We start from the raw sequence: 15,356 nt of genomic DNA, 5'->3' as shown, positions 1-15,356 counted from the left end.
TACGCATAGAGCACAGGGCTTAAGTTTTTAAATCCAAGAATAAAATCTTATTTTGTTGAATGGCAAAATTTAGATTTCAAGATTTGATAATATGGCAAAAGTCAGTAGCAGTAGGTAACAGACTTATTGATATTTCTGAGAAATTAGAAGAATCAAAAAAATATAGATTTGCAGAGCAGCTTCGAGGAGCTGCTCTTAGTGTATCTAATAATATAGCCGAGGGATCGGGTTCAAATTCTTCTGCAGATTTTAAGAGATTTTTGAATTTTGCCCATCGTTCTGTTTTTGAGAATGCCAATATAGTTCTTGTTTTACATTTAAGATTGATGGTGTCAGATCAAGATTTGGCAGAAATATTAGAAGAGTTAGACTTATTGGCAAAGATGATAACAAGTTTTTCTAGAAGCTTAAAATAGTTTGACCTGCTATAATGTCATTAAAAGTTTAATTGGTATGTTGTTTGTCTAAACAAAATAAGATTTTAAAATTATAACATCATATTGTAATATATCTCTAAAATGTGCTTTATATTTTGAGATTATGTTTTGACATTATATTTTAAAGGAAAATTTAGATGCGTAAAGTGACACTTTGCGCTATGCACTTGGCTAAAAAGAATTATATCATGAAAATAGACAAAGAAGAATTTAGAAAATATGCTGTTAAACATCACCGTATTAACGGTTTAAATGTAGATAGGTTTATTGGGGCAACCAACAATTCGCCAAAATCAATGACACCGTACATCATAGAGGAACGTCAGCTTAATGTGGCACAAATGGACGTTTTCTCACGCTTAATGATGGATCGTATCATCTTTTTGGGAGATGCAGTATATGATCAGAACGCAAATATTATCCAAGCACAGTTACTGTTCCTGCAATCTGTAGATGCAAATAGAGATATCCAGATTTATATCAATTCACCTGGAGGTTCGGTCTACGCAGGCCTAGGCATTTATGATACCATGCAGTATATCACCCCAGATGTAGCCACTATTTGTACAGGTATGGCAGCCTCAATGGGTGCTGTTTTATTGGTGGCGGGTGCTAAAGGTAAGAGAGCTGCATTGCAACACTCAAGGGTAATGATCCACCAGCCATCTGGCGGCGCACAAGGTGTAGCTTCTGATATGGAGATCAACTTGAGGGAAATGCTGAAATTGAAAAAAGAATTATACGACATCATCTCTTCTCATTCTGGCCAAACCTACGAATGGGTAGAAAAAGCATCCGACCGCGATTATTGGATGACTTCTACCGAAGCAAAAGATTTTGGTATGATTGATGAGGTATTAGGCGGAACAAAATAATTAAGTTACGGGCTACAAGTTGAAAGTTTTGGGTCTAGGCTTATAAACAAAAAACACATCACCCGCAACTCATAACAAAAAAATAAAAAATGGCTAGACAAGGAAAAGATTCACGTTGTTCTTTTTGTGGTACTCCAAAACAGGAAACCTTGATGCTGATCGAGGGCTTGGATGCCTATATCTGTGACAAATGTGTGAATCAAGCCAATGTATTGCTTGCCCAAGAACTGGGTAACAAGAAAAGTAAAGCATTCGACGATTCTTTTAGGTTGTTGAAACCTATAGAGATCAAACAGCACATCGATCAATATGTAATTGGTCAGGACGATGCTAAAAAAGTGCTTTCTGTGGCTGTTTACAATCACTATAAACGATTAAGCCAGAAATTGGAGAAAGATGAAGTAGAGATCGAAAAGTCTAACATCATGCTGGTAGGCGAAACGGGAACGGGAAAAACGTTGCTCGCCAAAACCATTGCCAAAATTTTACATGTACCTTTTTGTATTGTAGATGCAACCGTACTTACCGAAGCTGGTTATGTAGGTGAGGATGTAGAAAGTATACTAACCCGTCTGTTACAGGCTGCTGACTATGATGTGGCAAGTGCCGAACGGGGTATTGTTTATATTGACGAGGTAGACAAGGTAGCCCGAAAAAGTGATAATCCATCTATTACCAGAGATGTGAGTGGAGAAGGTGTACAACAGGCATTGTTGAAAATTCTAGAAGGAACCATTGTAAACGTTCCACCACAGGGCGGAAGAAAACATCCCGACCAAAAAATGATAGCGGTAAATACCAATAACATTTTATTTATCTGCGGGGGAGCCTTTGATGGCATTGAACGTAAGATAGCCAACCGCTTGAAAACCCAGGCAGTAGGATATAAAGTGAAAAAAGACGAAGTAGATCTTGACCTGAAAAATCTTTATAAGTACATCACGCCACAGGACTTGAAAGCTTTTGGTCTTATTCCTGAATTAATAGGACGTGTGCCAGTATTGACGCATTTGAACCCATTGGATAAGACCGCACTGCGCAATATTTTAATCGAACCCAAAAATTCGCTGATCAGACAATATCAGAAACTTTTCGAATTTGAACAGGTAAAGTTGAGTTTTGATGATGAGGTTTTGGACTTTGTAGTAGATAAGGCCATGGAATATAAATTGGGTGCAAGGGGATTGAGGTCCATTTGTGAAGCCATTATGCTCGATGCCATGTTTGAAATGCCATCTGAGGGGGAAGCGAAAGAGTTGGAAGTTACGCTCGAATATGCAAAAGAAAAATTCGAGAAAGCCGATTTCAAAAAACTTAAAGCAGCATAAATTAAAATCCCGACTTGTTCGGGATTTTTTTTAAGCATATAATTTGTAAATTTAAAAGAAAGGAGAAAAAATATGAACGAAGAAAAAGAAGTAAAGAAAAATGAAGAAGTAGCAAAAAACACCAAAAAGGTGAAAGAAGTAGAAACTCCGGTAAAGAAAGGTCTAAAGTCCAAAGAAGATATCGTAAAGAATTGGTTGCCCCGATATACAGGTAGGCCATTAGAAGAATTTGGCCAATACATTTTATTGACCAATTTTAGTAAATATGTTACCCTATTTTCCGAATGGAATGATAATGCACCTATTTATGGACTGGATAAGCCCATGCAGAGTGTAAGTGCCAATGGAATTACCATCATTAACTTTGGAATGGGAAGCCCTCTGGCCGCTACCATGATGGACCTGCTAACCGCAATTACGCCTAAAGCAGTATTGTTCTTGGGCAAGTGTGGTGGACTAAAAAAGAAAAACCAGATCGGCGATCTAATTTTGCCCATAGCCGCCATTAGGGGAGAAGGAACCTCAAATGATTACCTGCCTGCAGAAGTGCCCGCTTTACCAGCGTTTGCTTTACAGAAAGCAATTTCCACTACCATTAGGGATCATTCTAGGGACTATTGGACAGGAACTTGTTATACCACAAACCGTAGGGTTTGGGAACATGATAAAGAGTTCAAGAAATACCTTAAAAGCCTGCGTGCCATGGCTGTTGATATGGAAACGGCAACTGTATTTACCACAGGCTTTGCCAATAAAATTCCAACAGGCGCCTTGTTATTGGTTTCAGATCAGCCTATGATACCTGAAGGGGTAAAAACAAGCGAAAGCGATAGCTCCGTAACAGCCAACTATGTAGAGACCCATCTTAAAATAGGTATCGATTCGTTAAAACAATTGATCAATGGAGGCTTAACAGTTAAGCACCTTAAGTTCTAAAATATTAAATGGAATAACTATTCCATTTAATTATCACTTTAGCATTTAAAAAAGAAACGCTATTTTATTCAGTATAATGTTTGAACGAGGCCTATAGGGCCTTTTTTTATGCTTATATTAATAACCGCACGGTTCAGGTAATAGAATAATGCAGGTTTAGTTTGTAAACATCATCTAATTAAAGCATTAATCTGAATGATAATATGAAACAGGCTGAATGTTGGCGTCCTCGTTAACGTTGACATCATTAAAATAATCGAGTAAAAGGGAGTTTCCTATCTTAAGAAATCGCCATCAATAATTAATTACCATGCGAATACGTAATCCATTAAAATTAGCTGTTTCCCAACAAGAAGTGCCAGTTTCTCACGGATGTAGTGTTTTTTCGATTTCAGTCCAATCAATTATTTGGAAGGGTATGCCGGGTCATTATAAATCGGTTTTTTGGTGTAACGATGTTTAATCCTATCCACTTTTCGGATAATCAAATAGTATTAGTTTTCCCATGCTATTACTGATTTCGCTCCAATGATCGCAGTAAAACTCGATGATCGCCACACTACAAGTAGGCATATTAGATATATGGGTATCAGTAAGGTAGTTTAATAAGTCTGTTAGGCCTGGATTGTGCCCGAACAGGGCAACTTTGTTAAATTGATCATCAAGGTTATTAATGGCTTTCAAAAGGGCTTTTACATTGGCTTCATAAATAGAGGCATTGATTTCGATCTCAACTTCCCTTATTTCCCAGCCTACAGCAAAATATTTGGCTGTGGTGAAGGCCCTTAAGGCAGGACTACTAACTATATGATCAGGTATAATATGGTTTTGGACTAAACGTTCTACTATTTCAGGTGCATTTTTTTTTCCCCTATGGTTAAGCGGACGATCGAAATCTTTGAGATTAAAATCTCCCCAATCTGATTTGGCGTGTCTAATAATTAAAAGTTGTTTTGCCATGAATTAGTTTTTGCTCAATTTTTTCAATAATAGCTTGTGGTTCAATTAGATCTATGCAAGGGGTAACACCGCAGAGGCATGGTTTGTTTCCATAAATGGAATTTGGCCTGTTGGGATGTGCTATCTGCATACAATCATTTTCCGATTGGCCATAGCCTAAGAAGCCTGCATAGGGATGTGTAGGGCCCCAGAGGGAAATTACAGGTACTCCCATCAAGGAAGCCATGTGCATACCCGAGGAATCCATGCTTAACATGAGGTTAAGATTGGAAATAATGGCAAGTTCTTCGGTTAGATTGAAATTGCCAATGGTATTGTAAACGTTTTTGTATTGGCTTTGCCAATGTTGTGCAGTTTCGGCTTCATTTTTTCCACCTCCGAAAATGAACAGGCCATAGCCAAGCTTGCTCAGCTCGTTAATGACTACCTCCATTTTTGTAAGGTCATAAACTTTATAGTGGTGTTGCGCAAATGGGGATATGCCTATTTTTTTTTGATGGGAATCTTTAAAATGGATAGCAGCTTGTTTAGGTAGTTTTAGGGGATTTGGTTGTAGTTGATGGCTTAGTTTTAGACTGAAACCTAAGGCCCTGAAAACAGTGGCATACCTTTCTACAGTGGGCGTGAGTGGTTTGAGTATTTTGTTTTCTGTTCTTGTTAAGGCCTTTTTTTCTGCCCTTCCTTTGTCTATCCGTCTAATTTTTATTCCCGCCAAACGGAAAAATGTACAGAGTATGCGGCTGCGTAAGTTATCGTGCAGATCCGCTATAGCCAAGGGCCTATAAGTTTTGAGTTCCCTGTAAAGTTTAAATAATCCAAAAATTCCCCTATGGACTGTTTTTGGGGCAATCTCATGAAAAATAACAGGTGAAATATGATCAAAGAAAGGCTTAAATAGCTTTCTGCTCACCATAATTAATTCTGCCTTTTCATTTTGTTCAGCAAATTCGCGTAAAACAGATGCAACCATAGCTACATCGCCCATGGCCGAAAAACGTAAAACAATGATTTTATTTTTGGCAGTCATTAGTTTGCAGCTAGTCAGCTATTGCTTTTTAGGCTTTATTGTACAAAACCGGATTGAGGCTCGGGTCATTATACATTTTCATTTGTTTATAGACCTTCATGTACTTTTTGCCACTTTCAATATCTGCTAATAATTCATCAATGCTATTGGATAGGTCTGTACGTTGTGCCAATAAAATGTCGAGCTTATGCTGGCAAAGGGCCCTGTGCTCAGGAGAAGCAGTTTCTCGTTCAGCTTCTTCTTGCATATGGTATATCTTTAATGCCAAGATAGATAGCCTGTCTAATGCCCATGCAGGGCTTTCCGTATTCACTTTGGCATCATCTATTGGTTTTACGGCTTTATATTCATTAAGAAAATAGCTGTCAATAAATTCTACCATGTCTGTACGTATCTGGTTTTGGGCATCAATCCTTCTTTTCCAATTTAAACCCTCTTCAGGGGCTATTTCGGGGTTACGAACTACATCTTCCATATGCCACTGTACGGTATCGATCCAGTTTTTTGTATAAAAAAGATGCATTAAGCTTTCTTTGTCGTATGGATTGTTTATGGGGTGGTCAATTTCATTAAATTGATGGTAATCAACAATGGCTTGGTTGAATATGTTGTTGGCTAGTTCACTTATCATTACACAAAGTTACATTTTTTATCGGTATCTATAATTCGTTTTGACTGCCTAGGCATAGAGGTAGGCGCACTTGAATAAAGGCTAGTGTTTTTCATTAGATAGCGCCAGATTTCATCTTTTTACGTTCAAAATGAGCGGAAATGTCTGCTAAATTAAAGGCATTTAAACATTCTTGTGCAGTGAGCCCACCTTTTCTGCCCACTATTACACCATATCTCATGTCATGGAAACCCTCCCTGCGGTGTGCATCGGGATTGATGCTAAGCAATACGCCTTTTTCCAAGGCATAACGATGCCAACGCCAATCGAGATCCAAACGTAATGGGTTGGCATTGATCTCTATCACCACGCTATTGGCAGCGCAGGCATCAATGACTTTCCTATAGTCTATGTCATAACCCTTACGGCTTAATAATAATCTTCCGGTAGGATGTCCCAAAATGGTGGTATATGGATTTTCGATAGCGTTAATTAGGCGTTCGGTCGCTTTTTCTTCGGTCATTTTTAATTGGCTATGTACCGATGCCACCACAAAATCAAAGGTTTTTAAGATCTCACTGTTATAATCTAAAGAGCCATCATATAAGATGTCGCTCTCTATCCCCTTAAAAATCTTAAATGGAGCCAATTTCTGATTAAGCTCGTCTATTTGCTGGTGTTGTGCATAAACACGCTGTTCATTTAGTCCATTAGCATAAAAAGCTGATTTGGAGTGATCGCAGATTCCTAAATATTCAAGTTTTAATTGCTCCTTACAATATAGCGCCATTTCCGCTAAGGTATGTACGCCGTCACTCCAGTCAGAGTGATTGTGTAAGCTGCCTTTTAAATCACTATCGGTAATCAACGTTGGTAGTTGATGTTTTTGGGCAAGCGATATTTCATCTAATCCTTCACGTAGCTCTGGAATTATATAATCCAAACCGGCTTTTTGATAAATCTCTTCCTCACTTTTAAACGAATGATTTCCAGCCAAGGCCATAACTTCATTTACATGAGCTTCGTTTCCGGTTAATTTAAAATAATGAGAATAGAAATTTTCTTTTGCGACCAAGAATAGTTTGATAGATAAGCCATTTTCAGTTTGGGCTTCATAGGTGTGTGGAGAAGTCTTTACAAAACCAATTTCATGATTGGCAAGTTGCGTACCTAGACTTTCTGTATCTTCCAAGCCCACTACAAATACCACTTCATCTATAATTTCACAAAGCCTGCGGTAATCTCCTGCAATGCCTAGTAGCGCGTGTGGGTCTACTTGATGGAGCCATGTTGAAAAGCTTTGGCGTAGTTGATCTACTATCGGCTCGGCTTGTGCATATAAAAATTTGCCATTGGTGGCCATTTTAAACTCTATAACCTTTTTAATTTCTTCCTGGGTCTTTAAACCAAAGCCCTTAGCCTCTATTAAACGGTTTTCATTGCAGGCATAATAAAGCTCACCAATGTTCTCGATATGAAGATCATGCCAAATAACACCTATTTTTTTAGGGCCAATGCCCTTAATAGCCAACATGTCCACAACACCCGAAGGGGTTTGTGCGACAAGGTTTTCCAGTTCCTGAATGGTGCCGGTCTCTAATAGCTCTATGATCTTGCTGGCAATACTTTTGCCAATACCATCTATTTTCTCAATATCTGCGGTAGGTTTGCCGGCAATAGCAAACGGCAGCTTGTCTATTTTAAACGCTGCATTGGCTACCGATTTTACCTTAAATGGATTTTCATTGTGTAACTCCATTAGCTGAGATAAAAATCTCAATGTACGCGATATGGGTTTGTTTTCCATGAAGGATTTACAATTTTAGGTTTACGATTTAAATTGAATGAAAGTGACAGGCCAGCATATCCGATCTTTCAACTTTGTAATGATGCTAAAAGAAGAGTTATTTAATGCTAATATCGTAGTCCATTCTGGCTTGTACACCAGCATTTACAATGGCTTTCTGCATTTGCTTATAGAGCTGATAGTTTTCGCCCAATTCTTTTTTGGCATAATAGACACTAACATTTTCTTTGGCATTGCTTAGGAAGGCTTTTATAGGATCGATTTTTTCTGGATATTCTACCACTTTATAATCTGATAGTTTTGCTTTTTTTGCAGCAGATTTTATGGCATCTTTAAAACTGCCCAACCTATCGGCCAGCCCAATTTTTACGGCATCGGTACCTATCCAAACATGGCCACCTCCAATGCTATCTACCTGTACTTTTGTTTTCTTTCTGCCATCGGCTACGCGTCCTATGAAAGTATCATAAACATGGTTAACGTCTTTTTGGATAATAAATCTTTCTCCTGCTGTTAAAGGTCTATTGGTACTCATAATATCGGCATATTTACCCGTTTTCACACCATCGAAAGTTAGCCCCAGTTTATTGGTCAGTAAGTTTTGGAAATTAGGGATGATACCAAAAACCCCAATAGAACCCGTAATGGTATTGGGCTGTACAAAAATACTGTCGGCAGCACAAGCAATATAATATCCGCCAGAGGCAGCCACATCGCCAAAAGAAGCAATGACAGGTTTTATTTTTTTACTGAGTACAATCTCCCTCCAAATCACGTCAGAAGCCAAGGCACTTCCTCCTCCTGAATTTACGCGTAAAACAATTGCCTTTACGTTTTCATCTAAACGAGCTTTTCTAATGGTCCTTGATATACGTTCAGAGCCAATCTGTTCATCAGAGCCCTCGCCACCTACAATATCACCATTGGCATAGATCACAGCGATCTTATTCTTTGCGGTAAAGGTGGCTTCTGCCGGTAGGTTTTTAATATAATCGTTAATACTAATAGAGTTGATGTCCTCTTTTTTTCCTTTTCCGGTAATATTTCTCAGTTCATCAAGAATTTCATCCTTGTACTTTAACCCATCCACCATTTTATAGTTTAATGCATCTTTTGGCAACTGGATTTTATATTCGTTAGCCATTTGAAATAAACTGTCTTGATTGATTTTTCTGGTCTCGGCAATTCCCGATAAGAAAGTTTTATACAATCCATTTACGTAGGCCGTAACCTGTTCACGATTGTAATCGCTCATTTTTGTGTTGATGAAAGGCTCAACCGCACTTTTGTAATTGCCTACACGGATAATCTGTGCTTCAATACCCAGTTTTTCTAAAGCTCCCTTAAAAAAAGTAAGCTCTGAACTGAAGCCTTTGAATTCTAAAGAACCTTCGGGGTTAAGGTACACTTTGCTGGCTGCAGAAGCCAGGTAATAGGCGCCTTGCGAATAAATTTCGCTATAGGCAATGATCGGTTTTTTACTTTTCCTGAAGTCTATAATGGCATTTCGCACTTCTAACATAGTGGCCATGCCTGCATTTGGCGCACTTACATTAAGGTATACTGCTTGAATATTTTCATCGGTTTCTGCTTTCTTCAAAGCTTTTATAATGTCGTTAAAACCTAGGCTCTTATCACTGGACGCGCCAATGAAATTGCCAAAAGAATTTTCGGGTGTACGTTCAATAATTGCCTGATCCAGGTTGAGGTATAAAACAGAATTGCTTTTAACGTTGGTTGCTTTATCACTATCTAATGAAGAAATCATACCGATAACGATAACGAAGAAAAGGACTCCCAGAACCACTGCAGAAATAACTATACCCACTACGGTTGCAAAAACATACTTGAAAAATTCTTTCATAAGTTTTATAAATATTTAATTTGTAAAGATAAAAAATGCATTGTGATATACACCAATTGAAAGGTTTAAGGTACGAATATAACTTAACAGTTTCAATGTTTATCACCGCAACGGCTGATATGGAATTAGATAATAAAAGAGCCTATTTGTTACTGGGCAGTAATTTAGGGGATAAATGGCTAAATTTAAGCACGGCCACCAAAAAAATAGCAGAAAGGGTAGGGCATGTATTTGCCAAATCCAGTATATATGAAACTGCAGCTTGGGGCAAAACCGATCAGCCAGGTTTTTTTAATCAGGCCATTGGCGTAGAAACTAAGCTTTCTGCCCTGCAAACGCTTAGAACAATACTAGATATAGAGCAGGACATGGGGCGGATTAGGAAAGAAAAGTGGGGCGCAAGACTCATAGATATAGACTTGATTTTTTATGCCGATGAAGTGATAGATAATGAAGAATTACAACTCCCTCATCCGCAGATGCATCATAGAAAGTTTGTACTGGTGCCTTTGAATGAGATAGCCGAAAATTTTACACATCCTATATTTAATCAGAAAGTTTCGGACATTTTAACTAACTTAACCGATGAATTAGCTGTTCAAAAAATACAACCTTTTATTGACCATGATTAACCCACTCAAGAGTAAAGAAGATTTAGATTTATCCTATTTAAAGGAAATGTCAGGTGATAGCCCAGAGTTTATGATAGAAATGCTGGACACGCTGGTAGAGCAGATCCCTGTTTACATGGAAGACCTGCAAAGGGCTGTCGATGCAAGGGATTGGAAAGCGACCTCGGAATTTGCCCATAAGGTGAAACCAACATTTTATTATGTAGGAAGAGAAGATCTAAGGGATTATATACAGGTAATAGAGCGTAATGCCAAAGAATTAAATCAAGTAGAGACTATTCCAGGCGCATTGAAGGAAATTAAAGATGAGTTAAGCCAAATGTTTATACAGGTAGCAAGGGCAAAAGCAGTATTAGAGCAGCAGCTTTAATTGGTTTTTTTAGAGAAATAAATAAAGGAAAGTCCAATATATAGTGCCAATACCAAGGGGATGGCTATAAACTGTAGCCATGCAAACAAGGTAAATGATAGGATAACAAAAATAAATTTGATTTTATTATCCTTCCAACTAAAGTTGCTGAACTTCAGGGAGAAAATCCTGATCTCGCTAACCAGAAGATAGCTGGTTAGGGCCGTTACTATGCTTAAAATAACCCAGTTGTTAACCAATTCAGGATAGGAAATGGCTACATAAGGCAATGAAACAATAAATAAAGTATTCATGGGTGTGTTTAGTCCAATGAAATCCACAGTTTGTCTTTCGTCTATATTGAATTTAGCTAGCCTAAGTGCAGAAAAAATAGTAATCAGGAATCCAAAATAAGGTAAATATTCATTAGCGGAATTACTTAGTTTGAGCAGTTGGAACATGATCACTCCAGGTAAAAAACCAAAGCTTACCATATCGGCTAACGAATCCAATTGCTTGCCCAAGTCGCCCTTTACATTAAGCATCCTAGCCACCATCCCATCGAAAAAATCAAATATTCCGGATAGGATAACAAAGTAGGCCGCAATTTTTAGTTCGCCGTTAAAAGAGAAAACAATACCAATACAGCCCGAAAGTAGATTGGCGCAGGTTAAAGCATTGGGGAGGTGTTTCTTCATGTTCAAAGTTAAAAGTAAAAAAGTTGAAAGTTAAAAAAGCTTATACTTTTTACTTTCAACTCTTAACTCTTTACTAGCCGTTCATGCCCATAAGAAATTCTTCATTGCTCTTGGTGCCTTTAATTTGGGCTTGTACAAGCTCCATAGCCTCTTGGCTGTTCATGTCGGCCAAATGGTTACGCAGTACCCAAACACGCTGTAGGCTTTCCCTATCTAGCAATAGATCATCTCTACGTGTACTTGAAGCTGTAATATCGATGGCAGGGAAAATGCGCTTGTTGGCCAATTTACGGTCTAACTGAAGCTCCATATTACCAGTACCTTTAAACTCTTCAAAAATTACCTCATCCATTTTAGAACCTGTTTCTGTTAATGCAGTGGCCAAAATGGTAAGCGAGCCACCTTTTTCTATGTTACGTGCCGCACCAAAGAAACGTTTAGGCTTGTGTAGTGCATTGGCATCAACACCTCCTGATAAGATTTTTCCAGAAGCAGGAGCTGTGGTATTATAGGCTCTTGCTAAACGGGTGATCGAATCCAATAGAATAACCACATCGTGGCCACATTCTACCAAGCGTTTCGCTTTTTCTAAAACAATGTTGGCAATTTTCACATGTCTTTCTGCCGGCTCATCAAAAGTAGAAGCAATGACTTCCGCTCTTACGCTGCGGGCCATGTCGGTTACCTCTTCAGGGCGCTCATCGATCAATAATATGATCAGGTAAACTTCCGGATGGTTTTTGGCAATGGCATTGGCCACCTCTTTTAAAAGGTTGGTCTTACCCGTTTTCGGTTGTGCAACGATCAATCCACGCTGACCTTTGCCTATTGGGGTAAAAAGGTCCATAATACGTGTTGAATGATTAGTGGAATCTGTAAACAGGTTTAATTTTTCGGTAGGGAATAAAGGCGTTAGGTAATCAAAAGGTACACGGTCACGCACGTCTGCAGGTATACGGCCGTTTATACTAATCACCTTTACCAAAGGAAAGTATTTTTCACCTTCTTTCGGAGGACGTATACTGCCATTAACGGTGTCACCAGTCTTTAAACCAAATAATTTAATCTGCGATTGCGATACATAGATGTCATCCGGAGACGAAAGATAATTATAGTCGGCAGAACGTAAAAAACCATAACCATCAGGCATAATCTCTAAAACACCTTCATTGGTAATGGTGTTATCGAAATCAAGGTTGGAATAGCTGGTCTCATTTTGTTTATGGTTACCATTGCCATTACCATTGTTATTATTGTTTTGATTCTTGTTCGGCCTATTGTCCTCTTTCTGTGGTTTTTCCTCTTTGACAGGTTTTTCGTCAAGAATGATGACCTCATTGTTAGCGGGAACTTTATCTTTCGAAATACGTTCTCTTTTAGCTTTATTGGCTTGGTTTTGCAATTTTTCTGCAATGCTTTCCAATTTTTCGGGATTTTTGCCCATAGCTAGTTCAATGGGATCGAAATCTGCAGCTGGTGCTTCTACAACAGGGGGAGCGGGAACTGGTTCATCAAAAAGTGTAGGCTTATCTTTGGCCTTGGTCTTTTCTTTTTGGTCGGCCGCAACTGGCTTTTCACTGTCTTTAACAATGCGAGCTCTTTTTCTTGCCGGTTTTTCATTGCTGGCTTCAGTAGGCTCACTAGCAGGTACTGCTGTGGCTTCACTGGCTGCTGCCGTTTGTTTTTTAAGAATTTCTTCTATGAGATCGTTCTTACGCAGTTCGCCTGCATTTTCAACACCATTCGCTTTTGCCAACTCACGTAGTTCGGCAGTTAGCTTTTCACTTAGTTCTGTTTTACTAAACATTTATATTTTGTCGAGAATTTTATTATTAGGGTTCATCAAATTATTCAACGAAAAAACGGCTTAAAAACATTCAAGAAGTTGTTTTGCTGAGATTTTTCTGTAGATATTCAGATAAACTTTCTGGGAATTATGGCACAATTGTAGGTATTTGAATCTTAATCTGCAAGTAAATTTTAAAAATGTTTACAAAAATGTGCTACATCACACCAGTAATTGTACAAATTAAACGAATTAAATCAGCAATTATTTTCATCTTTGCGGCTTCATGATCTGATTATAAAACAATGAATAAACAACAGCTTTTTGAACAAATTCAACAAAAAAAATCTTTTTTGTGCATAGGCTTGGACCCGGTATTAGATAAATTACCTAAACACCTGTTGAAATACAATGATCCTATCCTGGAATTTAACAAACAGCTGATCGATGCTACACATGATCTCTGCGTGGCTTATAAACCTAATACTGCCTTTTACGAAAGTAGAGGAGTAAAAGGCTGGGATACCTTGGTCAAAACTTGGCAGCATTTTCCTAAAAGTGTATTTACCATTGCCGATGCCAAGCGTGGTGATATAGGAAATACGTCTGCCATGTATGCCGAAGCATTTTTCAATGAGGAAAGTTCGGCAATGAGCTTCGATTCCATTACCGTGGCACCCTATATGGGAGAAGATTCTGTATCTCCTTTTCTCTCTTATCCCGATAAATGGGTAATCCTTTTGGCACTAACCTCTAATCAGGGCAGTCAGGACTTTCAGGTTAAACAAAGTGGCGAGCAAAAGCTCTATGAGCAGGTCATCACAACTTCTTCGCAATGGGCTAATAGTGATCAGATGATGTACGTTGTTGGCGCAACCAAGGCTGAGGAATTTAAAAATATTCGCCGTTTGGCACCAGACCATTTTTTGCTGGTACCTGGAGTTGGTGCACAGGGAGGTAGTTTAAGTGCGGTTTGCGAACATGGACTAAACCAGCAATGTGGCCTGTTGGTGAATTCGGCCAGGAGCATCATCTATGCCAGCAATGGAACCGACTTTGCCGAAAAGGCAAGAGCGGAAGCCTTGGCTTTACAACAGGAAATGGAGCAGATCTTAAAGACTGCCAACTTGATATGAACCAAAAAAGAGACGCAGGGCTCATTATAGCACTTTTGGCCGTTGCCATAGTTTGGGGAACAACCTATCTAGGAATTAGGGTGGCCGTACATACCATTCCTGCCTGGTTTGTAGCAGGGTTTCGACAGGTCATCGCGTCTATGCTGTTATTGGCTGTTTTACTTTACAAAGGTCAATTTAAATGGATTGGCTGGAGAAATCTTAGGCGACAAGTGCTGCTTTCAAGCTTGATGATCATTATCGCCAATGGCATGACTACCGTAGCAGAAGAAAGTATCCCCAGCGGGCTGACTTCTCTATTAACGGCATTATCGCCAATCATTGTCTTTATAGGTAGTGTGGCTTTTGGCTTGCAGAAACCAAGTTTAAGAGGACTTACTGGTGTGGTGGTAGGTTTTAGCGGCGTAGCTTTTATTTTTCGAGCGGGTATAGGAGATTTATTGGATCCCAATTATAAAACAGGCGTTTTATTTCTTGGAATGGCCATATTGGGTTGGGCAAGTGGTACGATATATGCCAAGAAATACGCCCATAAAAGCGAAAATATTTTCTTGGATCTCTTTTATCAATTTTCATTTGCAGCCATTGTGCAACTGATTTTTGCCTTTTTGTTTTCTCCTCAGGCTAATTTTCAGCTATGGACATGGAAAAGTATGGCCGCAGTAGCTTATTTGGGTGTTTTTGGATCAGTTATTGGCTATTTCTGTTATAATTATGCCTTAAAAAGGGTAAGTGCCACAGAAGTATCCATACTATCTTATTTTAATACCATTATAGCTATTTTCCTGGGTTGGCTCATTCTCGACGAAATCATCACCTTTGATTTATTGATTGCTACCGTTCTTATTATATTGGGGGTTTTTATCACCAGTTACAGAAAATCTGCTGCTTAAGCACTTTTACTACTTAGA

At 38.7% G+C, this 15,356-nt stretch carries 15 protein-coding genes; 8 read left to right on the top strand and 7 right to left on the bottom strand.

Translation table 11 applies throughout. The annotated features are described in order from the left end of the window. Window positions 1–59: 59 nt before the first annotated feature. The 4 genes from JHD79_RS02580 to JHD79_RS02565 all read left to right on the top strand — a co-directional run bounded on the left by JHD79_RS02580 (window position 60) and on the right by JHD79_RS02565 (window position 3,576). Complete coding sequence (locus tag JHD79_RS02580) at window positions 60–416, top strand: four helix bundle protein (protein WP_199117530.1); 357 nt, start codon at window positions 60–62, stop codon at window positions 414–416. A gap of 209 nt (window positions 417–625) precedes the next feature. Then, window positions 626–1,312 (top strand): ATP-dependent Clp endopeptidase proteolytic subunit ClpP, encoded by a 687-nt coding sequence (gene clpP, locus JHD79_RS02575; protein WP_199117562.1) that lies wholly within the window; start codon window positions 626–628, stop codon window positions 1,310–1,312. Window positions 1,313–1,401: 89 nt separating this feature from the next. Then, window positions 1,402–2,640, top strand: coding sequence for an ATP-dependent Clp protease ATP-binding subunit ClpX (gene clpX, locus JHD79_RS02570; RefSeq protein ID WP_199117529.1), 1,239 nt, complete (start codon window positions 1,402–1,404; stop codon window positions 2,638–2,640). 72 nt (window positions 2,641–2,712) lie between these two features. Further along, window positions 2,713–3,576: an AMP nucleosidase gene (locus JHD79_RS02565; protein ID WP_199117528.1), complete on the top strand. Its 864-nt coding sequence runs from the start codon at window positions 2,713–2,715 to the stop codon at window positions 3,574–3,576. Between the two features lie 465 nt (window positions 3,577–4,041). Here the strand turns inward: JHD79_RS02565 and JHD79_RS02560 are convergent, their stop codons facing one another. The 5 genes from JHD79_RS02560 to sppA form a co-directional block, all read right to left on the bottom strand. After that, window positions 4,042–4,536 carry a histidine phosphatase family protein gene (locus JHD79_RS02560; protein ID WP_199117527.1) on the bottom strand — a complete coding sequence of 165 codons (495 nt, stop codon included), beginning with the start codon at window positions 4,534–4,536 and terminating at the stop codon, window positions 4,042–4,044. Continuing rightward, window positions 4,511–5,563, bottom strand: a complete 1,053-nt coding sequence (locus JHD79_RS02555; protein WP_199117526.1) for a glycosyltransferase family 9 protein — start codon at window positions 5,561–5,563, stop codon at window positions 4,511–4,513. The genes JHD79_RS02560 and JHD79_RS02555 overlap by 26 nt, the downstream gene beginning before the upstream one ends. A 28-nt stretch (window positions 5,564–5,591) precedes the next feature. Further along, the gene (locus JHD79_RS02550) at window positions 5,592–6,194 is read right to left on the bottom strand and encodes a DUF4254 domain-containing protein (RefSeq protein ID WP_199117525.1); all 603 of its coding nucleotides are present in this window, start codon (window positions 6,192–6,194) and stop codon (window positions 5,592–5,594) included. Between the two features lie 94 nt (window positions 6,195–6,288). Then, window positions 6,289–7,980, bottom strand: coding sequence for a DNA polymerase/3'-5' exonuclease PolX (locus JHD79_RS02545; RefSeq protein WP_199117524.1), 1,692 nt, complete (start codon window positions 7,978–7,980; stop codon window positions 6,289–6,291). A 97-nt stretch (window positions 7,981–8,077) separates the two neighbouring features. Then, complete coding sequence (sppA, locus tag JHD79_RS02540) at window positions 8,078–9,844, bottom strand: signal peptide peptidase SppA (RefSeq protein WP_199117523.1); 1,767 nt, start codon at window positions 9,842–9,844, stop codon at window positions 8,078–8,080. A gap of 95 nt (window positions 9,845–9,939) precedes the next feature. On the opposite strand from sppA, the gene folK reads away from it, so the two are divergent. Together folK and JHD79_RS02530 are read left to right on the top strand one after the other, a co-directional pair. After that, the gene (gene folK, locus JHD79_RS02535; protein ID WP_233164530.1) at window positions 9,940–10,476 is read left to right on the top strand and encodes a 2-amino-4-hydroxy-6-hydroxymethyldihydropteridine diphosphokinase; all 537 of its coding nucleotides are present in this window, start codon (window positions 9,940–9,942) and stop codon (window positions 10,474–10,476) included. Next, window positions 10,469–10,846 (top strand): Hpt domain-containing protein, encoded by a 378-nt coding sequence (locus JHD79_RS02530; protein ID WP_199117522.1) that lies wholly within the window; start codon window positions 10,469–10,471, stop codon window positions 10,844–10,846. Before folK ends, JHD79_RS02530 begins: the two co-directional genes overlap by 8 nt. Here the strand turns inward: JHD79_RS02530 and pssA are convergent. Next, window positions 10,843–11,523, bottom strand: a complete 681-nt coding sequence (gene pssA / locus JHD79_RS02525) for a CDP-diacylglycerol--serine O-phosphatidyltransferase (RefSeq protein WP_199117521.1) — start codon at window positions 11,521–11,523, stop codon at window positions 10,843–10,845. The genes JHD79_RS02530 and pssA overlap by 4 nt on opposite strands. Window positions 11,524–11,596: 73 nt before the next feature. Then, the gene (rho, locus tag JHD79_RS02520; protein ID WP_199117520.1) at window positions 11,597–13,330 is read right to left on the bottom strand and encodes a transcription termination factor Rho; all 1,734 of its coding nucleotides are present in this window, start codon (window positions 13,328–13,330) and stop codon (window positions 11,597–11,599) included. A 284-nt stretch (window positions 13,331–13,614) separates the two neighbouring features. Between rho and pyrF the strand changes: the two genes are divergently transcribed. Continuing rightward, window positions 13,615–14,445: an orotidine-5'-phosphate decarboxylase gene (pyrF, locus tag JHD79_RS02515; RefSeq protein WP_199117519.1), complete on the top strand. Its 831-nt coding sequence runs from the start codon at window positions 13,615–13,617 to the stop codon at window positions 14,443–14,445. Next, complete coding sequence (locus JHD79_RS02510; RefSeq protein ID WP_199117518.1) at window positions 14,442–15,338, top strand: DMT family transporter; 897 nt, start codon at window positions 14,442–14,444, stop codon at window positions 15,336–15,338. Before pyrF ends, JHD79_RS02510 begins: the two co-directional genes overlap by 4 nt. Window positions 15,339–15,356 lie beyond the last annotated feature (18 nt).

This window comes from Pedobacter sp. ASV28, assembly GCF_016428855.1.
Classification (GTDB): Bacteria; Bacteroidota; Bacteroidia; order Sphingobacteriales; family Sphingobacteriaceae; genus Pedobacter.
This window is presented reverse-complemented; position numbering and strand designations above follow the sequence as displayed.